At 50.5% G+C, this 23437-nt stretch carries 20 protein-coding genes and 1 other annotated feature; of the genes, 13 read left to right on the top strand and 7 right to left on the bottom strand.

What is annotated here, in order from left to right:
* Positions 1-110 precede the first annotated feature (110 nt).
* Positions 111-1076 (bottom strand): metallophosphoesterase, encoded by a 966-nt coding sequence (locus tag WGC32_RS00100; RefSeq protein ID WP_342680250.1) that lies wholly within the window; start codon positions 1074-1076, stop codon positions 111-113.
* Between the two features lie 239 nt (positions 1077-1315).
* Positions 1316-2374 carry a hypothetical protein gene (locus tag WGC32_RS00095; protein WP_342680249.1) on the bottom strand — a complete coding sequence of 353 codons (1059 nt, stop codon included), beginning with the start codon at positions 2372-2374 and terminating at the stop codon, positions 1316-1318.
* A 242-nt stretch (positions 2375-2616) separates the two neighbouring features.
* Between WGC32_RS00095 and WGC32_RS00090 the strand changes: the two genes are divergently transcribed.
* The 3 genes from WGC32_RS00090 (at position 2617) to WGC32_RS00080 (ending at position 6063) form a co-directional block, all read left to right on the top strand.
* Entirely contained in the window at positions 2617-3999 is a 1383-nt protein-coding gene (locus WGC32_RS00090) for a radical SAM protein (RefSeq protein ID WP_342680248.1), read from the top strand.
* 229 nt (positions 4000-4228) lie between these two features.
* Positions 4229-5719, top strand: coding sequence for a hypothetical protein (locus WGC32_RS00085; protein WP_342680247.1), 1491 nt, complete (start codon positions 4229-4231; stop codon positions 5717-5719).
* 89 nt (positions 5720-5808) lie between these two features.
* Positions 5809-6063 carry a hypothetical protein gene (locus WGC32_RS00080; protein ID WP_342680246.1) on the top strand — a complete coding sequence of 85 codons (255 nt, stop codon included), beginning with the start codon at positions 5809-5811 and terminating at the stop codon, positions 6061-6063.
* 45 nt (positions 6064-6108) lie between these two features.
* On the opposite strand, the gene WGC32_RS00075 is transcribed toward WGC32_RS00080, so the two are convergent.
* Positions 6109-7038 carry a zinc dependent phospholipase C family protein gene (locus WGC32_RS00075; protein WP_342680245.1) on the bottom strand — a complete coding sequence of 310 codons (930 nt, stop codon included), beginning with the start codon at positions 7036-7038 and terminating at the stop codon, positions 6109-6111.
* A gap of 240 nt (positions 7039-7278) precedes the next feature.
* On the opposite strand from WGC32_RS00075, the gene pap reads away from it, so the two are divergent.
* Positions 7279-8769, top strand: coding sequence for a polyphosphate:AMP phosphotransferase (gene pap / locus WGC32_RS00070; protein ID WP_191510378.1), 1491 nt, complete (start codon positions 7279-7281; stop codon positions 8767-8769).
* 36 nt (positions 8770-8805) lie between these two features.
* On the opposite strand, the gene WGC32_RS00065 is transcribed toward pap, so the two are convergent.
* The gene (locus WGC32_RS00065; RefSeq protein ID WP_342680244.1) at positions 8806-10470 is read right to left on the bottom strand and encodes a 2-isopropylmalate synthase; all 1665 of its coding nucleotides are present in this window, start codon (positions 10468-10470) and stop codon (positions 8806-8808) included.
* A 109-nt stretch (positions 10471-10579) separates the two neighbouring features.
* Positions 10580-10839: a binding site (T-box leader), on the bottom strand.
* A 54-nt stretch (positions 10840-10893) separates the two neighbouring features.
* Positions 10894-11550 (bottom strand): HAD family hydrolase, encoded by a 657-nt coding sequence (locus WGC32_RS00060; protein WP_342680243.1) that lies wholly within the window; start codon positions 11548-11550, stop codon positions 10894-10896.
* Between the two features lie 153 nt (positions 11551-11703).
* On the opposite strand from WGC32_RS00060, the gene WGC32_RS00055 reads away from it, so the two are divergent.
* The 3 genes from WGC32_RS00055 (at position 11704) to WGC32_RS00045 (ending at position 14603) form a co-directional block, all read left to right on the top strand.
* Positions 11704-12288 (top strand): TIGR01440 family protein, encoded by a 585-nt coding sequence (locus WGC32_RS00055; RefSeq protein WP_462933603.1) that lies wholly within the window; start codon positions 11704-11706, stop codon positions 12286-12288.
* 286 nt (positions 12289-12574) lie between these two features.
* Complete coding sequence (locus WGC32_RS00050) at positions 12575-13225, top strand: RICIN domain-containing protein (protein WP_191483090.1); 651 nt, start codon at positions 12575-12577, stop codon at positions 13223-13225.
* Positions 13226-13448: 223 nt separating this feature from the next.
* Positions 13449-14603: an iron-containing alcohol dehydrogenase gene (locus WGC32_RS00045; RefSeq protein WP_191510381.1), complete on the top strand. Its 1155-nt coding sequence runs from the start codon at positions 13449-13451 to the stop codon at positions 14601-14603.
* 47 nt (positions 14604-14650) lie between these two features.
* On the opposite strand, the gene WGC32_RS00040 is transcribed toward WGC32_RS00045, so the two are convergent.
* Positions 14651-15286 carry a glycerol-3-phosphate acyltransferase gene (locus WGC32_RS00040; RefSeq protein WP_191483092.1) on the bottom strand — a complete coding sequence of 212 codons (636 nt, stop codon included), beginning with the start codon at positions 15284-15286 and terminating at the stop codon, positions 14651-14653.
* Positions 15287-15296: 10 nt separating this feature from the next.
* The gene (locus WGC32_RS00035; RefSeq protein ID WP_342680484.1) at positions 15297-16409 is read right to left on the bottom strand and encodes an MGDG synthase family glycosyltransferase; all 1113 of its coding nucleotides are present in this window, start codon (positions 16407-16409) and stop codon (positions 15297-15299) included.
* A 136-nt stretch (positions 16410-16545) separates the two neighbouring features.
* On the opposite strand from WGC32_RS00035, the gene WGC32_RS00030 reads away from it, so the two are divergent.
* The 6 genes from WGC32_RS00030 to WGC32_RS00005 all read left to right on the top strand — a co-directional run bounded on the left by WGC32_RS00030 (position 16546) and on the right by WGC32_RS00005 (position 23225).
* Complete coding sequence (locus WGC32_RS00030) at positions 16546-18180, top strand: PucR family transcriptional regulator (protein WP_342680242.1); 1635 nt, start codon at positions 16546-16548, stop codon at positions 18178-18180.
* A 175-nt stretch (positions 18181-18355) separates the two neighbouring features.
* Positions 18356-19642, top strand: coding sequence for a cytosine permease (locus WGC32_RS00025; RefSeq protein WP_342680241.1), 1287 nt, complete (start codon positions 18356-18358; stop codon positions 19640-19642).
* A 99-nt stretch (positions 19643-19741) separates the two neighbouring features.
* Complete coding sequence (locus WGC32_RS00020; protein WP_191510502.1) at positions 19742-20563, top strand: nitrilase-related carbon-nitrogen hydrolase; 822 nt, start codon at positions 19742-19744, stop codon at positions 20561-20563.
* A 12-nt stretch (positions 20564-20575) separates the two neighbouring features.
* Entirely contained in the window at positions 20576-21511 is a 936-nt protein-coding gene (locus tag WGC32_RS00015; RefSeq protein ID WP_342680240.1) for a DUF1177 domain-containing protein, read from the top strand.
* 86 nt (positions 21512-21597) lie between these two features.
* The gene (locus WGC32_RS00010) at positions 21598-22284 is read left to right on the top strand and encodes an AroM family protein (protein WP_342680239.1); all 687 of its coding nucleotides are present in this window, start codon (positions 21598-21600) and stop codon (positions 22282-22284) included.
* A complete protein-coding gene (locus tag WGC32_RS00005; RefSeq protein ID WP_191483098.1) occupies positions 22281-23225 on the top strand; it encodes an aminopeptidase in 945 nt (314 codons plus the stop codon). Before WGC32_RS00010 ends, WGC32_RS00005 begins: the two co-directional genes overlap by 4 nt.
* The last annotated feature ends 212 nt before the right edge of the window (positions 23226-23437 follow it).

Below are 23437 nucleotides of genomic sequence, written 5' to 3'. Positions count from 1 at the left end.
GCCGGTGTTGCCGCCTCATTATAAAAGGTTGGCCAACGGAGAGCAAGGCCAACCTTTTGTGTTTTTCTATGTTGCTGCTCGGATTTTTTCGTGGGTCCAGCAGCCTGCATTTACAATTTTAAGTCGATTTCTACTATTTCGCTATTGGTTCCTAAACGTACCGGCAGCTGGAAATATCCTGTTCCTGCTGAAACGACAGTCTGGGCTTCCCCTAGGGCTGCATGTCCGTAAAAATGATTTTTTTCATAGGCTAGCCGGGTCAAGAAGGTCAGAGGAAACATCTGCCCACGATGCGTGTGGCCGCATAAAATGAGTTTTGCTCCATTTTCTATGGCCTCATCAATGCCATCTGGATTGTGGTCCAAAACAATGAGCGGCTTTTGCTCTGGTTTTTTGCGCAATAATTCACTGAGGGGAGTACGAACCTCTGAATATTGTTTGTAATGGAGCAGGTCGTTTCGCCCCACCAAGGTAAAAAAGGGAAAGGGAAGGAGTTCGTTATATAGCAGCCGGATATTCGCTTTTTGAAAAAAACACCGCATCTTTTCATCGGAATAGGCCGGATCATGGTTGCCCAATACCGCATAAACGCCGTCCTTGGTCTGAAGGGTCCCGAGTACCGCCCCAACCGCGTCAGGAGATCCGCATTCTTCCGCATAACCGTTGTTAAAGATGTCTCCTGTGATTACCACCATATCGGGGGAAAGGCTGTTGACTTTGTCGACTACTTTTTTTATATATCCTAGGCCGACAAAGGCCCCGATGTGCAAATCGCTGAGCAAAATCATGCGGTAATCTTTTTTGCCTTCTCCCAAGCGCACGTCATAACGAACTGTTTTGAGACGCCGGGCATGAACCATTCCGTAGGCCACAAGGCCCAGGCTGATTCCAGTGGCGAAACACCAGGAAATTGCGAACACCACCGAATTCTTATGAAAAAAGAAGACCGCCACTGCGGCAGCATCGCAGATCAAAAGGATGAGGACAAAGTAAAACAGAAAACAGAACAGGCTCCCCTCCAGACGTATCCAAAACCGGCGGATCGGAGGAAAAGCCCGCTGCGATGGAAAAACCATGAGAGGAAAAACAGAAGGAGATAGAATACCGCAACTGCTCCGTAAATATGTAGGCCCCACAGCTGCCATACAGCATTTTCGGTGCGGAAAGCAGTATAAACAGTGGTAAATAGCAGGAACAGAACAAGGCATACAGAGAAAAATTTTTCTGATATATACTGGCTGAGTTTTGATTTCATGGCATTGATTTCCTTCTCAAATATGGCGGGAGCAGCTGACAGCGGAGGACCGCCTTATTTTTATTTTCTTGCGAGATGAACCATGCTTTGCTGAGACAGCAGGGGCCCTAGCTTTTTTGAGGTGATTTGCAGAATCTCTTCCAGCGGATGGAAGAAGATATTGTACTGCTTGTCTTGCCGCAAACCTTCATGGGTGCGCAAGTTCCCATCCTCATCGAATCCCACCATACACTCTCCGTCAGAAATAATTCTGTCGATCCTCAGTGTATCGTATTTGATATCCATGAAAATCAGCGGATACCGCTGTTGATCACGAACATCTGTCACATATTGATAAACTTCCTGCTCCAACTGGGACGAACAGGCAAAATCCGCACGCAGAAAGGCAAACGCCGGATGAGACGGAACGACAGAACGCAGCCATTGCCCACTGAGAATATTTTGCTTATCCTGCTCCGTATAACGCCGATTCACTGCATAAAGCAGTCTCGCGTCCCGAAGCTTTTGACAGGCAGACGCCATATCCTCATCGGCATAGATGGAAATCATGACATTTTTGACCTCTTTTATTTTGTTGATAAAAGAAGGGGTGATCTGATGTCCATGGAGGAAGAGAATAAAAGCGCAGTCCGCTTCTTTTTTGATGATGGGGAGTACCTGCTCAGCATCCCCGGTGACATAGAAAAGATAGGTATAGATCCCCAATTTCATTGCCTGCTGCAACAGAGAAGGATAGAAATCCGGCTGTGTTTCCAGCTTTTCTTGGTTAATAAATACATGCAGAGCCCAGGGAATGTTGAACTTTTTTTCATCCTCAATATCCCGGATCACCACGGCGCCTTTTGTACAGCTGTTATAGCCCAGATTGACGCCAAAGGTGGCGATAATATCATGATCCACCGTTGCGGAAAGGTCTTTGACAAGATCATAATATGCGCTTTGCTGATCCTGCAACATCTTCTGCGCCTGCTTTAGTAAGTTTGTTTGGAATCTTCCATGGGAGAATTGCAGCCCCAGGTCGATGAGATTGCGCGTCATACGTTTTGGTGATTGCTGTATATTTTTTAGTGTTCTGCGGATCGCCGATTCCACCAATACCCTAGTCATGTCTTTCTTCATGGGAGGCAACACCTTTCCTGCAAATCAGTTTGCTCAGAAAATTATATATTATAAAGATACTCGATTTCTAGTGTGAAAAAAAGGGACAAAAGGATAAAATTGTCCAAAAAGGTAACACTTCTGCAGTTTGTCTCATTTTTTCCCACCGAGCTTTATCTGTCCCATGACATCTGTCCATTCCTCTTTTATAATAGGCCTCAAGATTGAAACCCAAAAAGGAATTCAGAAAGGGACGAATCGGCATGAGCGAGAAAAATATGAAAGAAAATCTCCAGGCCTTTGCTGTTAAAAAGGTGCTGCATTATATGGATGAAGATCCGGACAAGAGCCTGCCAAAGCTGTTAGACTGGGCAGATAAATTTGATAAAGAGAACCTCTTTGTCGGTCAGCGCAAGGTTTTCCACGATATTATCGAGCATCCCGATAATAACTGGTACCGTTTAATCAAAAGTCTGTGGAGCGATATTGATCCTGGAGTACGGAGAACCTTCTTTGAAAACTTTATTGTGCATACCGCACTCATCGGCAGTGTACGGCAGGAAAAAGCGATGGAAGAACATGGCTGCAATATTCCCTGGGCAGTGCTGATGGACCCCACTTCCGCCTGCAACCTTCACTGCACCGGCTGCTGGGCGGCAGAATACGGGAATAAGCTCAACATGAGCTATGAAACACTCGACAGCATTATCCATCAGGGCACTGAAATCGGCACCTTTATGTACATATTCTCTGGCGGCGAGCCACTGGTCCGCAAGGATGATATCATCCGGCTTTGCGAGGCGCATCCAGACTGTATGTTCCTAGCCTTCACCAATGGCACCCTGATCGATGAGAAATTTGCAGACGAAATGCTGCGGGTCAAGAATTTCATACCGGCCATCAGCGTGGAAGGCTTTGAGGAGGCCACCGATTCCCGCCGGGGCAAAGGCACCTATCAGGCCGTTATGAAGGCGATGGATATCCTGCGGGAGAAAAAGCTGGCCTTTGGCGCATCCTGCTGCTATACCAGCCAAAATGTAGGGTCCCTCAGTTCTGAAGAATACATCGATCATTTGGTTGCCAAAGGCGCCAAATTCGCTTGGTTTTTCCACTATATGCCGGTGGGCAACGATGCGGTACCCGAATTGCTGCCCAGCCCGGAGCAGCGGGAAACCATGGTGCATCGTATCCGGGAATACCGGAATACCAAGCCGATTTTTACCATCGACTTTCAAAACGACGGAGAATTTGTACAGGGATGCATTGCCGGCGGCCGCCGGTATCTGCACATCAATGCCAATGGCGATATTGAGCCCTGTGCTTTTATCCACTATTCTGATTCCAGCGTCTATGACAAGACACTGCTGGAGGCATTGAAGTCCCCGTTGTTTATGGCTTACCACCATGGACAGCCTTTTAACGGCAATATGCTGCGGCCCTGCCCCATGCTGGAAAATCCGGAATGTCTGCGGTCCATGGTGCAGGATTCCGACGCCCACTCCACCGACATGCAGTCGCCGGAGGATGTGGAAAATCTGTATCAGAAATGTAAGCCATATGCGGAAAACTGGGTAGCTACTGCTGATAAGCTGTGGGCATGTTCTCATAGCTGCGCAGGTTGCCAGAGCCATCAGGCAAATGACTAGACAATACCTAATCCCTCTCTTCTTACTAGCCGTCTGCACCTTCTTGTGCAGACGGCTTTTGTATAGAATGCGGTTATATGGAAGCTGGCAGCACTCGGTATCTCTTTGGCAGGTGTCCACAAAACCGAGGGTGAGGCCGCTGGCAACCAAAAATCATATGCCCCGGCTGAGGGCCGATAACGGAAAAATGTGCTATAATACGACCATGGAGAGGTGAGGGGTGGTCAGGATGGGATATGAAATCGGGGATACATTTGAAACGAGACATGGCAAAATGACGGTGGTGGACAGCCTGCGCATCCAAGGGAAGAACGGGGTGCTCCGCAAATACTACATGCTGCGGTGCGAAAAGGGCCACCAGTATCCGGTGGGGGAAAGCTACCTGAAGGCGGGCAGGCTGGTCACCTGTAAAAAATGCAACCATCCCACTATCGCCGAAAGGGATCCGGAGTTTGCCAAGTGGTTTGTAGACAGTTCGATTCCCCGGGAAAAATCACCCTACACCCATTTGAAAGCGGATTTTTACTGTCCGGAATGCGGCAAGATTGTCAAGGGAAAGAATATCAACAACGTGTATCAAAGGCGGCGGGTGCAATGCCCTTATTGCGGGGACGGCATCAGCTATCCAGAACGATATATTCATGCGCTGCTCACCCAGATGCAGATCCCGTTCGTACGCCAGTATACCGTAAAATTTCAGGAAAACGGTCGGAAAACCCACTATAAATACGACTTCTACGATCAGGAAAGAAATATTTTTATCGAGACCCATGGGGCCCAGCATTTTGTGCCGCATGTGTTTGAAAGGGTGGGAAGAGCCTCCCTGGAGAAGATCCAGCAAAGGGACCACGAGAAACGAAGGATGGCGGTAGAACAGCTGGGGATTGGATACATCGATTTGGACTGTAGAAAATCAGATCCGGATTGGATGAAAGCAGAGGTAATGAAAAAGCTTTCCTTTTATCCGCTGGAAACGGTGGACTGGAAAAGGGTGCAAAGGGAGACCAACAGCTCCATTACGCTGCAGCTCATCGCGCTGTGTCAGCAGGGATATACCCAAAAACAGGCGGGAGAGATTGTCCATCTGCACCAAGGAACCGTGTGCCAAAAACTGCAACAGGCGAAGGAGGATGGCTTGTTTGACGGGATAACACCCCGTCTCCTCCGCACCGAGGAAAACAAACGGCGCAAGGAGGAGAAAAAAGACCGTTTTGCAGAGGAGTTAGAGCGGAGAGAGGAACAGAAAAGAAAAATAGAAGAGCGGAGGATTGAAAAGAAGAAGGCGGGCCAGCTTCTCAAGCACAACGAATTGGTCGAGGCCATTCGCGGCAAAGGGCTGGACTTCGCTGTCCTGGACGATTATGTCAGCACCCGTACAAGGCTGCGTTTTCTCTGTGGAAAGTGCGGACAGGAATTTTTGCGCACGCCGACTACCATCCTCAAGGATATGGCCTGTCCCTACTGCAAAAAGCTGGAAGAAATCAGACAAAGAGCTCGGGAAAAATATGGGGAATCCTATGAGATTTTGGGCCTTATAAGGATATTCGGACGCCCATCGCCATTCATCACCGGACGTGTGGAACCACCTATTATAAACTGCCTCCGGACCTTTTCAAGACGGGATGCCCTACCTGCGGTAAGAAAGAGCGGTCCCTCCACACCTCCCAGACCAGAATCCGCAAAGGACTGGAGAAGTTTAAGGCCCTGCTGCCCCTCATAGAAGCCAGAGGATACACTTTTGTAGGAGAAGAATGCCGGGGGCTAGGGAAGACCAACGCCTTTTTATGCAGCCATTGTGGGGAGATATGGATGACCACGGCCAATCACATCATCAGCGGCCTGGACCATATCTGCACCAGCCCCTGCAAAAAGAAAACCCAGGAGGAGTTTTTGAAACAGGTGGAGGACCTGGTGGGAGGAGAATACAGTGTGCTGACCGAATATACAAATGCGTTTACGCCGGTAAAAATCCGGCACAACCTCTGTGGCCATGAATACATGGTGGCGCCTGCCCATTTCACCAGCACAGGCAGGCGATGCCCCGTTTGCTCCAGGAAAAAATAAGATGGACCGGAAGGTATCTTCCGGTCCATATTTTGATTTTTATCTTTATCTTTCAGATGGCCGCCCATGATCAAAGCTATCCATAGGAACGTCCTCGAACAGAGATCCCGCCCGGAGGTGAGCGGTGGCCTCACCGAGCAGGGAGACGGCCTCAGGCACCGCCTTGTCAAAGAGCTCCTGAAAGGTTTCATGGCTGATCTGCTCCGGCCGGTTGAGATGATGCCAGGAAAGCCGGGCCTTGTTGGCGGCGTCAAAGGGCGGAATTTCCGGCTTGCGCATGGCGGTGACCATGCTTCCATGGACGAGGACGCGATCTACAAAGGAGGCGATACCCTGATGGCAGCGTTTGGAATCGAGCAGGAATTCTTCGCACCACAAGGCGTCGTCAAAGGCGCGGACAATATCCTGCTTTTTGATCTGTTCCCCCATGGTTTCCCAGATGACCCTTTTTAACATCGAAGCCACATTTTCATGAACCCGGCGGTTTTGCAGGCCGAAAAATAGAGGGAAATTTTGCACCCGGATTCCCAGACGCTCCCGGCACATGATGGTATCCAAGGCGCTTTCAATCTGATGGTGTAGGCCCTTTTTCTCGAAAGGAGCGGTGAAGGGGGAACGTTTCTCCACCATAGCGTAGACATAGGGATGGGCGGAGCGGTCTAATACATAGTGGGTGAGAAATCCCATAAAGTAAGCAAGGCACCTAGTCCCTTCTGGGGTGCCCTGCCGTGGGCGCAGATAGCGGAGAAAGGCATTGAGCAGGGGAGGAACCGGGGCCTGATGCATTCGTACACCGGTTTGAATGACCTTGTTGAAAGGGTTTAGATAAGCCCGGCGGAAGAAAAGCAGATCCGGCCCCTGGGTCCCCCAGTCATAGGCAGCGCGATGCTGCCGCAATATTTTTTCCAGCGGTTCCCCGCAAAGCTGCTGGCATACGGCGTCACCAAACAGCCAGTGTGTCACATAGGCCGGCATAGGTTCATCCTCCCCATCACCATGTTTTTCTTATTGTACCATGAATTTTTGAAAAAATTTTATCCATCTTGCCGTATCAAGAAGTTTTCAGCGCCTATTGTGCGTTTTGCATAGACTTTTCCCCGGATTTCCTCCAAAAATGATGGTGAAATCAGACAAAAATTATTTGAATTCTATTAAAAAATCAGATATAATAAACATAATTCAATAACGTATCGCAAAAGATTGGGGGGGAGCTTCATGCTTGAAAAAGTGGATTTAAAAAAGATGATGATGAAAGAGGAATATAAGCAGGTGGCCGAGGGACTGAAGGCGCGGCTTTCTGTCCTTCAGCAGAGCATCAAGGCCAATAAGCTGCCGGTGATCATCCTTTTTGAAGGATGGGGCGCTTCGGGAAAGGGAAGCAGGATTGCTGACATGATCCTCAATCTGGATCCCCGGTATTTCAAGGTGACCTCTTTTATTGAGGCGGACAGCGCTGAGCGGCGCAAGCCCCTTTTGTGGAGATACTGGGAAAAGATCCCCGCCCAGGGCCAGATCGCTGTCTTTGACCGGAGCTGGTACCAGGACATCTCGGTGGCAAAACTGGAACAGGACGTGGACGATGGGGAAATTGCCCGGCGGACCGAAAGCATCAAGACCTTTGAACGCCAGCTGGCTGACGACGGCTGCCTGATTATCAAGTTTTTCCTGCACATCAGCAAAAAAGATCAAAAACAGCGCTTTGAAAACCTGCTGTCTTCCAAAAATACGGCCTGGCAGGTGACAGATCGGGACTTAAAACGCAACAAGCACTACGATGAATACTATGAGGTGCTGGATCAGATGCTGACCAACACCAACACCGACTATGCGCCTTGGCATGTCATTTCCAGCCATGACAAAAACAGCTGCATGGCGGATATTTATACCATCCTGGTCTCCTCCATCGAAAAGGCCATCGCTCAGAAAAGGGAGGAATACAAGCCTCTCCCGCCAGAAAGCCCTGTGATCCTCTCGCCTAAGTTTACCCTGGTGGAGATGCCCAAGCTTCAGGATATTGACCTTAACCGGACATTATCAGAGGAAACCTATAAAGAGCAGCTGAAAAAACAGCAGGCGAAGCTTTCCGTCCTCCACAACAAGATCTATAAAAAACGGATACCGGTCATCGTCGCCTATGAGGGATGGGATGCGGCAGGCAAGGGAGGTAATATCCGCCGGGTGGCGGCAGCCTTGGATCCACGGGGCTATGAGGCGATCCCCATCGCCGCGCCCACAAAGGATGAGCTGGCTCATCACTATTTGTGGCGGTTCTGGACACGACTGCCCAAGACAGGGCATATTGCCATCTTTGACCGGACCTGGTACGGCCGTGTCATGGTAGAGCGCCTGGAAGGATTCTGCACCAGTGAGGAATGGCATCGGGCCTACCAGGAGATCAATGAGTTTGAGAAGGAACTCTATGATTGGGGCGCGGTTATCGTCAAGTTCTGGCTCCACATTGACCAGGATGAACAGCTGCGGAGGTTTACCGAGCGGCAGAACACCCCGGAAAAGCAGTGGAAGATCACCGAGGAGGACTGGCGCAACCGGGAAAAATGGCCCCAATATGAGGTGGCGGTCAACGATATGCTGCGGTATACCTCCACCGATTTTGCCCCTTGGAACATCATTGAGTCCAATGACAAGAAGTTTGCCAGGATCAAGGCCCTGCGGACACTGATCCATGCCATTGAGCTGAGACTGTAATGAAGAAGGCCGCCTTCTGAGAAAGGCGGCCTTTTATTAATGGGCTTTAAGCATGTTGTCGATGGCGCTGATCAGGGCTTTGACAGAAGCGGTGATAATATCGTTGTGGACGCCTACGCCCCAATAGGGTTGATTATCCTTGTCGACAATGCCCACATAAGCGGCTGCGCGGGATTTGGAGCTGGTTTCCAGCGCGTGCTCTTTATAGGTGACCAGGGTGTAATCGATCCCAAGCCCCTTCTGCAGGGCGGCGCTGACCGCATCCAGGCGGCCGTTGCCCCATGCCTTAAACTCCTGGGGCACCCCTCTGACAGCCACCGCCACTGTGGCCTCAAAGTCATCGGGATGGATAAAGTGGGCGCTGTGGAAGGTAACAGGGGAATCCATATTGACAAAGGACTGCATGAAGATGCCATAGATCTCCTCGGGCTTGAGTTCCTTGTGCTGATGGTCGGAGACACCTTTGATCTGGTAGCCGAAGCACTCCCGCATCTTCTTGGGCATGTCGAAGCCGTACTTCTGCTCCAGCAGATAGCCGATGCCGCCCTTGCCCGACTGGCTGTTAATACGGATGACGTCGCCGTCATACTGCCGGCCGATATCCTTGGGGTCGATGAGCAGGTAGGGGACATTCCAGTGATCGCATTGTTTTTCTTCCCGCCACTTTATGCCCTTGGCAATGGCGTCCTGATGGGAGCCGGAGAAGGCCGCAAAGACCAGTTTGCCGCCGTAGGGCTGACGGTCATAGACCTTCATCCCTGTGGTTTCCTCATAGACCGAGGCTACCTCCGGCATATTGCTCAGATCCAGACCAGGGTCAACGCCTTGGGAGTACATGTTCAGCGCCAAGGTGATAATGTCCACATTACCGGTGCGCTCGCCGTTGCCGAAGAGGGTGCCCTCCACCCGCTCGCCGCCGGCCAGTACGCCCATTTCAGCGTCGGCTACAGCGCAGCCCCGGTCGTTGTGGGGGTGCAGAGACAAAATCACATTTTCCCGGTACTTCAGGTGCCGGCTGATATACTCTATCTGGCTGGCATAGACATGGGGCATAGAGAGGGATACTGTTGAAGGCAGGTTGATAATCACCTTATTTTCTGAGGTGGGCTGCCAGACATCCAGCACCTGGTTGCAGATATCCAGGGCAAATTCCATTTCGGTGCCGGTAAAGCTTTCAGGGGAATATTCGAACTGGAAGTCGCCCTCCATCTCAGCGGCATACTTTTGCAGAAGCTTTGCCCCCGAGACGGCGATATCGATAATCTCTTCCTTGCTCTTTTGAAAGACCTGTTCCCGCTGGGCCACCGAGGTGGAGTTATAAAGATGGACGATGGCCCGCTTGGCCCCCTGGAGGGACTGGAAGGTCTTCTGGATAATGTGCTCCCGGGATTGGGTGAGTACCTGGATGACCACATCATCGGGGATCAGATTCTGCTCAATCAGGGTGCGGACAAATTCATATTCTGTCTCAGAAGCCGCCGGGAACCCTACCTCGATTTCCTTAAAGCCGATTTTGACCAAGAACTTGAAAAATTCCAGCTTTTCTTCCAGGCTCATGGGGACCACCAGGGCCTGGTTGCCATCCCGCAGGTCTACGCTGCACCAGGCAGGCGCCTTTTGAATGTATTCCTTCTCTGTCCAGTCCATACATGATTCTGGAGGCATAAAATAACCTCTGGTGTACTTTTCTACATTTTTCATACCATAACTCCCTTTCCGGCTGTGGCCAGCCTGCGCGTTTTCTCCGTATCGTCTGATGTGCGGGCCGTTATGTACGCTGTTTTCGGCAATAAAAAAAGTCTTTCATCTCCATCGAGACGAAAGACTTACATCTTACGCGGTACCACTCGGTTTTATGCCCTGGGGCATACCCTTCATCAGATACGGGCTTTCTTTTCAAAAAACCTTATATCCTCCTGCTGTAACGGTCAGGCTCCGGCTCCACCTACTCTTTTCATTTCAGCGAGCTGCTCGGAGGTGAGTTCAGACCATCTTTTCTGCCGCCTTACACCAACCGGCGGCTCTCTGAAAGAAAAGGGAGATCCTACTATTCCTCTTCTGCGCATTTCATGTATTGCTTATATTATACTCCACAGCCTGGGACTTGTCAATTCTTTTTTTATTTTACAGCAGCTGCCGGATGGAGTCCACAAAGGCGTCAGCCATGGATAGATCCTGTTCTCCAGCGGAGGGGTTGCGAAATGCCACGCAGAAGGCCCCCGACGCTTTAGCCGCCAGCATCCCGTAGTGGCTGTCTTCCACGGCGCCGCATTCCTCAGGCCGGACCCCCAGATCCTTCATCGCTTTGAGATAAACGGCGGGATTGGGCTTGGAATGTCCCACCTGATCGGCCCCTGCCAGGGCGTCGAAATAACTGGTAATGCCAAGGGCGGCGAGAGTGTCCCGGATAACCCCAATGGCGGAAGAAGAGGCAAGTCCAATAGCAATTTCTTCCCGGCGCAGCTGCTGCAAAAGCTCAACGACCCCATCGATGGGGGGCAGATTTGTTGCAGAGTGAAAGAAAGCGTGAAGTCTGTCCACATAACCGCGGATGTAGGATTCCGCGGATCCTGTGAGATGATAGCGTGAAATGGCCCACTCCCAAAAGGTGACCTCATCCTTGCCGATGAAAGGGGTAAACTCCTCCCAGGTCAGAGAAAAGCCCAAAGGGGCACAGAAATCACCCAGCACCTGAAAATGGATGGGTTCCGAATCGATGAGCACCCCATCCATATCAAAAACAACGGCCTTGCATCCCTTTTTTTGAAACAAGCTCCCCATAAACGTCCTCGCTTTGCTGTAGATTTTACACTGTTCATTATACAAGATGCCGTGAACATTGGGCAGATGGCAATATAGCCAAAGATTTCTCACAAGGGAAAAGACAAGTTAGCGCAACTCCAATCATTTACAGAAAAACCAAAGAGGGGTATAATGAGACAAGCAAAACTAAAGGAAGTGGAAAGCATGTTGTCGGATATAAAAGCCCAGGCCAGGACCGCGATAGAGGAACTGGTGGAGGGCGCAAAGCTGCAAAAGGGCCAGATTGTGGTGGTGGGCTGCTCCTCCAGCGAGATCGGCGGACAGAAGATCGGCTCTGATAGCCATGTAGATTTGGCAGCGGCGGTTTTTGAGGAAATTTATGATGTGGTGAAGGCCCACGACCTCTATCTGGCGGCCCAGTGCTGTGAGCACCTTAACCGTGCGCTGATCGTGGAAGAGGAATGCGCCAAGGCATACGGCCTGGACATCGTCAATGTGGTACCGCAGCCCAAAGCGGGAGGCTCCTTTGCCACCGCGGCTTATGCCCATTTCTCCCATCCGGTGGCGGTGGAGCATCTAAAGGCCCACGCCGGACTGGATATCGGCGGCACCCTCATCGGCATGCATCTGAGGGAAGTGGCGGTGCCCCTGCGCATCAGCATCCAGTATATTGGCAAAGCCCATATTCTTTTAGCCCGGACACGTCCAAAATTTATCGGCGGTATCCGCGCCCACTATGACGAAGCTCTTCTGTAGTATCGCCATTGTCAAGAGAACAAGGGGAGAAAAGGGCTGTCCTTGCTGAAGAACTCTGCTTTTTCGCTGTTTTCCCGCATTTTTCCTCCCTTTGTTTTTTCAAAAGCTGAGATGATCGTTGTTGTGAACGCACAGCATTTTTCCCTCATTGTGGAGTATTTTTGGTCAAATATAAGCGAAATGATTTCTTTTTTAACTGGAAATATCAGTAAGATTGACATTGAAAGTTGAAATGATATAATAAATATAAGCGTTTTCAGAATTTTTTAGTGAAGGAGCGTTTTATATGAGGGCAAAAAAGAATATTGCCTTGGATACATATTATACACTGATCTCTAAGGAGAGCGGCAAGGCGATACAAGCGACAGCGGATGAAAAGGTGGTCATGTTTGCCGCTTCTGGTGAGGACAGCCAGCAGTGGAAGCTGGAAGGCAATGATGAATACTATAAGATGATCAACAAAGCCACCGGCAAAGCCCTGGATGCCACCCTTTCCGGTACAGACAACGGCGTTCGGATCTGCCAATTTGACAGCGCGGATGCGGATAATCAGCTTTGGGCTTTGGAGGAAAGCGTTGACGGCAGCTACAAGATCAAAAGCAAGGTATCGGGCAAATGCATTGACGTGGTGGATATGTCCAAAGAGGACGGCGCCCTCCTGCAGATTTGGGAGGATGTAGACGGTGACAACCAGCGCTGGATGCTGCAAGAAGTAGCGGTAAAAAAGACTGGAACCACCAAAACTGCAAAGAAACCAGCGGCAAAAACGGCATCCAAGCCCGCTGCAAAAAAGACGGCGGCCAAAACATCCAAGACGGCAAAGGCTCCGGCAAAATCGACGGCCAAGAAGGCTGCCAAGGCAGAGAAACCGCAAAAGGCAGCTGCCGCCGCAAAAACGCCCAATAAGGCATCCCAGAAGAAATCAACTGAAAAATAAATGCTTTTGCGCCCCCTCCCTGGAGGGGGCCTTTTTGTTTCAAAAGTGCTAAAGATATCCCTATCATTTTATCAACGTTTGACCATATAAGAGAAAAAGAGAAAGAATTTTCTCTTTTTTCTATCAGCTTATTGACTTTTTCTCCTGGATTTCTATAATTATTCTTGAAAAGTCATATAAATATCACCTAAATATACCAACATAGAAGTCAGGAGTGTTGATTATGTCTCATGTATTTATCACCCCATCCCAGATTTTGAGCGGCGCCGGCGCCCTGGAGGATGCGGCGTCAACGATTGCCGGCCTGGGGAAAAAGGCATTGATTGTCACCGACAGCGTGATGGTAAAGCTGGGCAATGTGAAAAAGGTCACCGATGTCCTGGATGGCTGTGCAACAGCGTACGCTATTTATGACGGCATCAACAGTGAGCCTACAGATAAGATGATTGAAACCGGCCTGTCCCAGTATCAAAAAGAAAGATGCGATTTTCTCATCGCCGTAGGCGGAGGAAGCCCTATGGATTCTATGAAGGCCATTGCCATGCTCTCGGCAGGAGGCGGACGGATCACTGAGTATATGGGGAAAAATGTCACCTTCGCCCTGGCGCCGATGGTGGCCATTCCCACCACAGCGGGAACCGGCTCGGAAGCTACCCAGTTTACCATTATTACCGATACAGAAAACGATGTGAAAATGCTCCTAAAAGGGCCCAGCCTTATGCCGGACCTTGCCATTATTGACCCGCAGTTTACAATGACCGCGCCGGCCAAGATTACAGCGGCCACCGGTATGGATGCCTTGACCCATGCGGTAGAGGCATTTACCTCCAAGAAAGCCCAGCCGCTTTCCGACACCTTTGCGGTTTCTGCGGTGCAGAGAATCTTTGCGAATTTACTGACCGCATTCCGCCAGCCGGACAATGAGACGGCCCGCACCGAAATGGCATTGGCAGCCCTAGAGGCCGGCATTGCCTTTAACAACTCTTCTGTCACCATTGTCCACGGCATGAGCCGTCCCATTGGCGCCTTATTCCACGTAGCCCACGGCATTTCCAATGCCATGCTGTTAGAGACCTGCCTATCTTATGTAGTGGATGGCGCGCTGGATCGCTTTGCCTTCCTGGCAAAGGCGTGCCACATCGTCGATGAAGCTGCCGATAACGAGACAGCGGCCAGGGCGCTGATTGACAGGATTGCAAAATTGGCGAAGGATTTGGAAATCCCCACCCTGGAGGAATACGGCATCGACCGGGATGCGTTTTATAAAGCGATTCCCAAGATGGCGCAGGATGCCTTTGCCAGCGGCAGTCCCTCCAACACCCGAAAGAACATCACTCCAGCGGATATGGAGATGCTTTATGACCGGCTTTGGAAGTAAATAAAAAAATAAAGGGCAACCGGCTTGTCAGCCGGTTGCCCTTTTGGTTAGTTGGCGTGTTTGGGAAATTTCCGCCTTCCGAACAAAGAAATCTGGACCTGGGACAGGGTGAACTCCCGAGGGAACAGATGCTTTGCCAAAACGATGGCGGAGATGATGACGCCGCCCACAGCGAAGGAACGGATGGGAACTACAAAAACGCAGGAGAGAAGAAAACAAAGGAAGGAAGCAATGACCCGGCAGCTGTGGGGGCGGATGGTGACCCCGATGGAGAAAAAGATAAAGACGCCGGCCAGATACCAGACCATATTGCTGTAAAGGCAGAGGGAAAGGAGCACGCCAAAGGAGGTGGCGATGGCCTTCCCGCCGTGAAAACGGGCAAAGGGGGAAAAGGCATGTCCCAATACAGGGGCAGCCATCACCAGGGCAAAGGGGAAACGATGAAAATCCAAGCTGGTCAGGGCGAGAAAGACAGGGAAAAAGCCTTTCGCCATGTCAAGGAGCAGACAGATCAGCCCCATGACAGGCCCCACCAACTTAAAAACGTTGGCGGTTCCCGGATTGTGGTCGTCGCTGTCCTCCACGATGTCCACTTTGGAGAAAAGACGGGGAAGGAGAGCGCTGTAAAGAATGCTGCCAGAGAAAAACCCGGCAACAATATAAAACAGGAAAATCCAGATCATATGGCCTCCTTTACTGCCCCGCCAACTGCTGGGCGAGATCGCAAATCTGGCTTGCGGCACGGGGATTGGTATGGTTTCGCTGGGCATGGAGCATTTGGCCAAGAACCTGGGGGTCGGTAGTGACCCGCTGGGCAAAATCCAGCTGGCGCTGGATATCCTCATCATAGAAAGACATGCCCCGTGAGGAAAAGAACTGCGCGTTTCTAGTTTCGCAGCCCGGGATCGGGCTTGTGTGTATCAAAGGGATATTTTTGACAGCCGCCTCGGTGCTGGTGAGCCCCCCTGGTTTTGTAAATATGACGTCGCAGGCATCCATATAACGGCTGACCTCATTGGTGAAGGGGATGGCGCGGACGTTGCTGCGGCCTTCAAATTGCTTTTGCAGCTTGGCCAGCAGTGTTTCATGCCTGCCGCATAAAATGGCGACAAATACCCCGTCTCCATGACGCTGCAGGATAGCTTCGGTCATTTCTCCCAGCTTTCCAAAGCCCATACTGCCGGACATGAGCAGATAGACCGGTTTATCCTGGGGCAGTTCCAGCAGCCGCCTGGCGTATTTCTTGTCTCCTTTCTGGCAGAAACACTCCCGTACAGGGATGCCATAGGGCAGCAGCTTTTCCCGCGGCAGGCCCTTTTCGGCGAATTCACCGATCAGATCCTTATGCGGCAGGGTATACCTGTCCAGCTCCGTCTCTTCCCAGAAGGGGATGCAGGTATAGTCGGTGGCAATGGCAATGGTGCGCGCGCGTAGCCGCCCCTCACGCTTGAGGCTGGTCAACACTTCCGCCGGGAAAAGGTGGGAGGTGATAACCACATCGAAAGCATGCTGAGAAAGATACTCGTCAATGGCATGGCGATAAAGCCGATTCATGAAATAGACGGGAGATTTGCGGCGGTTATTGCTGATGGCTCCGCCGGCGGCATATAAAAAGTGGAACACACCGGGCAAACGGGTGGATCCTACATAGCAGCTGGAAACTACTTTGGAGGTGCGTTTTCCAGCCAAGGACAGCGCATCTACGAATTCACAGGGAATCTGCCGTTTTTGCAGCTTTTCAAAGACTGCTCTGGCGGCCGCGTTGTGGCCTTCCCCGGTATTACAGGAAAGAACAAGGACTTTGATGAAAACCTCCTCCTTTACAATCGACTAAAAATATGAAATACTATTTATAGTATACCACAACTTGTCAGAAAAAGGAATTTTCTTTTAAGAAATCAAAATATAAACTAAGAGTACTTTGCAGAAAAGAGGGGAAAAAATGGAAATGACCGTTGCGCAGGCGCTGACGGTGGGAGCCTTAGCGCAATGCAAGCTTATCGGCGGAGCACAGGGAGTTCAGAAGAAGATCAGCTGGGTGGATACCATGGAAGTCCCCAATATTTCCCCATGGCTAAAAAAGAACGAACTGTTGATTACCACTGGGTACGCGATTAAAAACGACACGGATGCATTAACAGGGCTCATTGAGGATCTTTACCGTGTGCAGGCGGCGGGCTTAGCCATCAAAACGCGTTTTTTGGGAAGCATTTCAGAGGATACCATTGCCTTGGCTGACAGGCTCCAAGTACCCTTGATTGAAATTCCTCCCGACATTCCCTTTATTGATATTACCCACCCTCTGATGAAAGCTTTGGTGGATGAGCACAATAACAAGCTGGAATTTTCAGAGTTGATGAATGCCAAATTTATGGAACTGGAACTGAATTCCGGTGGCTTTGAGGAAATCGCCCAGATGCTTTCCAATCTAATCAGCCAGCCGGTTATCATCACAACCCCCAATTTCGAAGTGCTTTCTCAAAGTGGCGCCCAGGGACGTTTTGCACCGGCGGAGCTATTTGCGCCGGATGCCGATGGCTCCTTACGACTCATCGCGCAGCTGACAGATCAGGTGCAGGGGGGAGATATTACCCGCCAGTTGAAAGGTCCGGCAGGTATTCGTCTTCTTTCGCGCAGCGCGATTGTGAAAAAGCAGATCTGCGGATATATTTTTGTCGTCTATATGGAGCGGTTCCCTGATGACATGCAGCTGATTGCCCTTAACCATGCGGCCACGAGTTTGGCCTTGGAGTTTGCAAAGCTGCAGGTTCTGGAAGACAATACCCGGATCATGGATTCTAACCTGTTTATCGATCTGATGACGGGCAATATTAAACTTGCCGATGAGGCGGATTATCGCGCTCAGATGCTTCGCTGGCCCGGTGTACCGCTGCGTATTGCGGTGGCTGATATAGACGATTTCGAAGCGGCCAGCCTTCATCTACAGGAAGAAGATATCCAGCAGCTAAAAGAGGGGATTAGCAGTGCCATCAAAAAACACATGGCGAGTCGGGGAGTGCACTGCAACGTCATTACCAAAAGCGATAGCTTCACCTGCTTGATGAGCGATGTCTATCACAAACAGCAGCTCTTCGAGGCGTTCCAGGAAATCCATGGACGCATCAGAGAGAAGTTTGGCATGAATTTGACGATCGGCATTTCCGAGACCTGCCGGGAATACATAGAGATTCCATCCTTTTATGAAGAAGCGCGAGACGCCATTGCCATCGGCAGGATGCCAAATATCCGACGGACAGTGGTGGACATTAAGGATGTGCGTTTGGAACAGGCATTGATGAAAACAGCTGATTCTCCCTATTTTCGACGCTTCGTAGAAAGTACCATATGGGAGCTGCAAGAATTCGATCGAAAAAATAAAACTAGGCTGCTGGTAACCCTGGAGACCTTGGTGAAAAATATGGGAGCAAGGAATAAAACGGCGGAAGAACTGTTTTTGCATCGAAATACCCTGTCGAACAGAATTAAAAAGATAGAGAAAATTACCGGCTACAATCTCTCAAAAAATGAGAATTTATTTAATCTTGGCCTGGCGTTAAAAATGCGATATTTTTTGTGAATGTGCATGATGCACATGAATTGTGTTTTTTTTCATTCGCAGTGAACATCGACACCAATATTTCTCCATGCTATACTTTATTTACTCCATATGTGGGAGATGTACATCTGTTTTTGTAGAAAAGACAAAAATTGTATGGAGTATATGCAGTATTGCAAATGAGGAGGGAATGGTTATGGCAGTAGAACAAATACTAAACGATTATGCCAGAACGGCTGTCCCCGCAGATCAGAGGAAAGGCTGGATCTCCATGGGATGTATCTGGGCAGGCGTGGGCATTAGTCTGGGCCTGATTGTTACCGGTGGAACCTTGGGAGACGGATTGACTTTCCAGCATGCGTTATTGGCAGCTTTTATTGGCGGTGCAGTCCTTGCCCTGGTGACATCACTGTGCGGGATTGTTGGCGCGAAAACTGGTTTTTCCACAGCTATGGTCAGTCAGTTTACCTTTGGAAAAGCCGCAATTATCATCATTGCAGTGATCCAGGCTTTCGGATCTTTCGGATGGTTTGGCGTGCAATTAGGACTTTTTGGAGACACAGCAGCCACCACATGGGAAATGGTCTTTCACCAATCAGTTTCTCCGCTTCTCTGTATTGTGATCGGCGGCATTTTGATGATCTTATCTTCTACCTTTGGATATAAGGCGCAAGATATTCTGAGTAAAGTGGCAGTACCACTTCTTATGATCCTTCTTCTGGCATCGCTGTGGAAGGTCGTTTCTGGCATGTCCTTGACAGAAATTTGGAACATGCGTGGTTCAGGTGAACCCATTACCATCGGCTACGGTGTCTCGGTGGCAGTGGCATCCTTCATTGTAGGTGCGGTTGTAGCGCCGGATGTCTCCCGATATGCAAAATCTCCGAAACATACAGTGGGCGCGGCTGTCATGGCTTTCGCCATTGTGGTTCCCATCATGATGCTCATCGGCGTTATCACCTGCCAGGCCACGGGCGAATGGGATATTGTACAGATTATGCTCAAATTAGGCTGGGGTATCATTGCTCTTATTATCTTACTTATCGCCCAGTGGAACTCTAATGACAACAATCTGTATTGCTCTACCCTTGGTTTTTCAGTTGTCTTTAAGAAAATGAAGAAATACCAGCTCAACGCTTTGTCGGGATTAATCGGTATTATTTTGGCGCTGACCGGTATCTATCAGAATTTCACAACCTTTCTCAATTATCTGGGCGTTTTGATTCCTCCAATGGGTGGAGTAATCATTGCAGACTATTATTTCTTCAACTCTCAGTACTATGAGGAAAAATACATTGATAGATTAAGAAAAGTCAATATCCCGGCTTGTACCGCCTGGATTATTGGATCTATTGTGTCTTATTTGACGACCTATACACCCATTACCCTGACTACAGCTCCTGCGATTGATGGCATGATCGTCAGCTTTATCGTCCATTTTGTATGGATGAAGGTGAAAAGACAAAATCCGCTTGTAGACTAATTTATTCCGAAAGTCGACCATTTTGAAAAACGGGTGTCCACCGTGAGAATTCACTGTGTGAGCCCGTTTTCTCACGAAGGAGAAAAGAGGTATGCAAAGATGCGCAAGATGACACTGGGACTGGTGCAGATGGACTGCAAAATGATGGATAAAGCGGCCAATGTAGAAAAGGCCATCGCTTATATGGAAGAAGCGGCCGAGAAAAACGTGGATCTTATCTGTTTCCCAGAGATGTTCTCTACCGGCTATAGCCCGGACATTATCGGCAAACGTTATGGCGAGCTGGCAGAGGATCCGGAAGGGGAGACCTTCCAGAAGCTGGCGGCATACGCGAAAAAGCTTCATATGTATGTGGTAGCTCCCATCGTCCTCAACAGTGATATCCCCGGCGTGCTCTACAACGGACTGATTGTCATCGACCGAGAGGGCAAGCTAATGGGCACCTACAACAAGACCCATTTATGGGCTGGAGAGCGCTATTATTTCCGTCCAGGCTATGAGTATCCTGTTTTTGAGATGGATTTCGGCAAGGTGGGGATGATGATCTGCTATGACGGCGGATTCCCGGAAGTGGCCAGAATCCTGACCCTCAACGGTGCGGAGTTAATTCTCTGCCCCTCTGCTTTCCCCATCTGGGACAAGGATATGTGGGATATCTATTTTATGTCCCGTTCCCTGGAAAATGCCTGCTTTGTGGCCGGCATTAACCGGGTAGGTGTAGAGGGCAACTGCAGCATGTTTGGAGATAACAAGGTCTTTAATCCTCGCGGCAAGCTGTTGGCCGAGGCTGGCGTGGATACCGAGGAATTGCTGGTCTGTACGATTGATCTGGATGAGGTGGCCGACTACAGAGAAAAAGAGGTCATTTATCTCAAGGACCGCCGTCCTACATCCTATGGCCGCCTGACCGAAGAATACTAAGGGAGGAAAAATATGCTCATCAAACAGCTTATTGAGCTTTACGATCTGCTGGATGCGGCTGACGCCAGCGGGGAGAAGGCGATGGCCTACCTTAAAGGTATTGCACCTGACTGCAATGTAGAGGTTTATCCTCTGGAGGGTCCTCAGGGAAAGACAGATATGATTAAGGTGCGGATTCCAGGCCGGTGTGGCAAGTCCTCCGGAGGAGACGCTCCCACCATCGGACTGCTTGGCCGCCTGGGAGGGCTAGGCGCCCGCCCGGAGCGGATCGGCTTTGTCTCCGATGGGGACGGCGCGCTGATCGCGTTGTCGCTGGCGGCAAAGCTTTTGGATATGCAGAAAAAAGGGGATGTGCTGGAGGGGGATGTGTTCATCTCCACGCATATCTGCCCTAACGCGCCGACCCAGCCCCATAAGCCGGTGCCTTTTATGGGTTCGCCGGTGGAGATGGCCCAGGTGAATCGGGAGGAAGTGACCCCGGAACTGGACGCCATTTTGTGTGTGGATACCACCAAAGGCAACCGGATTATCAACCATCGGGGATTTGCCATTTCTCCGACGGTGAAAGAGGGATATATCCTCAAAGTGAGCGAATCTCTGCTGGATATCATGGAGATTACCACAGGCCAGCTGCCCCAAGTATTTGCGCTCTCCACCCAGGATATCACCCCCTATGGCAATGGGCTGTATCATCTCAACAGCATCCTACAGCCCTGTACGGCTACAGATGCTCCAGTGGTAGGGGTGGCCATTACAGCGCAGACAACCGTTCCCGGCTGCGCTACCGGTGCTAGCCACCTCACCGATATAGAGGAAGCAGCCCGATTTATGCTGGAGGTTGCAAAAGCCTACGGCAGGGGAGATTGCAGTTTTTATGACCCAGAGGAGTTTGATAGTATAGTAAAGCTTTACGGGTCTATGAAACATTTGCAAACCAAGGGGAAATAGGCGCCAGACTCGATTTTTATGTGAAAAGAAAGACAGGCCGGGAGTCCTCCCGGCCTGTTTGGGCTCAATGGAAAAGAGGGAGAACTATGATTAAAGTTGGAGCAATTACCGTAGGACAGTCTCCGAGAGTCGATGTGACAGACGATATCCTCCCAATTTTAGGGGACGATATCCAGCTGATACAGGCTGGGGCGCTGGATCATATGACGCCAGAGCAGCTGCGGGCCATCGAGCCGCAGCAGGGGGATTATGTCTTGGTTTCCCGGCTGAAAGATGGCACCAGCGTCCGCTTTGCCGAACGGCATATTCTACCCCGGCTGCAAGAGGCCATCGACACCTTGACAGCCCAAGGTGTGCAGATGATTCTCATGCTCTGTACAGGGGAATTTCCACCGCAGCTACAGGCGCAGGTCCCCTTGATTTATCCCTGCCGGCTGCTGGACGGATTGGTGCCCGCTCTGGCGCGGCGCGGAAAAATCGGCGTGGTAGTACCGGATATTTCCCAAAAAGAACAGAATATTCGGCGGTGGGATGGCATTGCCAAGGAAGTCCATGTAGTAGCGGCGTCTCCCTACGCTGATATGGAGGGGATCCAGTCCGCTGCGGAAAAGCTCCGCGAGCTGGATGTTGACCTGCTTATCTTGGACTGCATCGGCTATACGGTGAAGATGAAACGGATTTTTCACCAGGCGACGGGGAAGCCGGTTCTGCTGCCCCGAACAGTACTGGCACGGGTGGTAAGAGAATTGGCCGGTGAGGAGGAAGCGCTATGACACTGCTGGAGAGATCAAAAAAAATCCTGGCAGATTGTATGGGAATACGGCCAGGGGAACAGGTGCTCATTGTGACCGATGATGGGAAGGAAAACATCGGACGAGTTCTCTACCAGGCTGCAAGGGAGATGGGCGCAGAGGCATTGCTTATGCAGATGCTCCCCCGGGAGGTATCGGGACAGGAACCTCCGGCGGCGGTGGCGCAAGCCATGAAAAGCGCCGATGTGGTGCTGGTTCCCACCGCTCAGTCCCTCACCCATACGAATGCCCGGATTCAGGCGGTGAAGGCCGGCGCTCGGATCGCCACCATGCCGGACATCACCGAGGAGATGTTTCAGCGAGGGGCGATATGCGCTGACTATGGAGAAGTGGAACGTCTGACCCTGAGGATAACAGACCTTTTGACCCAAGCAAAAAGCGCCACCATTGTCAAGGAGGGGCATACCCTGCGGCTGAACTTAGACGGCAGAAAGGGAATTGCCAGCACCGGTGTTTATAAGCAGCCGGGCCAAGCAGGGAACCTGCCCTCCGGAGAAGCCTATATTGCGCCCCGGGAGGACGCCTGTGACGGAGAGATGCTCATTGATGGCTCTATGGTAGGCATCGGCCGATTGGAGGAGCCGCTGTATGTGGAGATCTCTGGCGGCAAGCTGCGGCGGATCTCGGGAAAACAGAGTGAAAAGGTGGCCTTCTTAACCGAAGATGAACACAGCGCCACCCTTGGCGAACTGGGAATCGGAACCAACCGAGGCGCTGTTCTCTGCGGTCAGATTTTGGAGGACGAGAAGATTTATGGCACCGTCCACATCGCCTTTGGAACCAATACCTCCTTTGGCGGCACCAACAAAGCGGACTGCCATTTGGACGGAGTTATCCTCAAGCCGGACCTATATTTGGATGACAAATTGATCTTAAAGGGCGGGGAATTCGTTTTTGAATAGAAAAAGAACCCCTGTGGCGCCCGGTTCAAAAAGGCGATTTTCTTGTCTCCCATGAGAATAAAAAAGCTGTAGAAAATTTTCTACAGCTTTTTATTATGCTTTAGCAAAGAAGCCCCAGCGGTAAGTCGCTGGGGCTTCAAAAACCGCCGGCTATGCCGGTGGGAGTTTAGAGCTTAAGCAAGAAGCAACGTCCAAGCTGCTATAATGGAGAA

This window comes from Zongyangia acetica (assembly GCF_038739695.1).
Taxonomy (GTDB): Bacteria; Bacillota; Clostridia; order Oscillospirales; family Ruminococcaceae; genus Zongyangia; species Zongyangia gallinarum.
The sequence above is the reverse complement of the archived record's forward strand: the minus strand, read 5'-3'. Positions and strand labels throughout refer to the sequence as shown.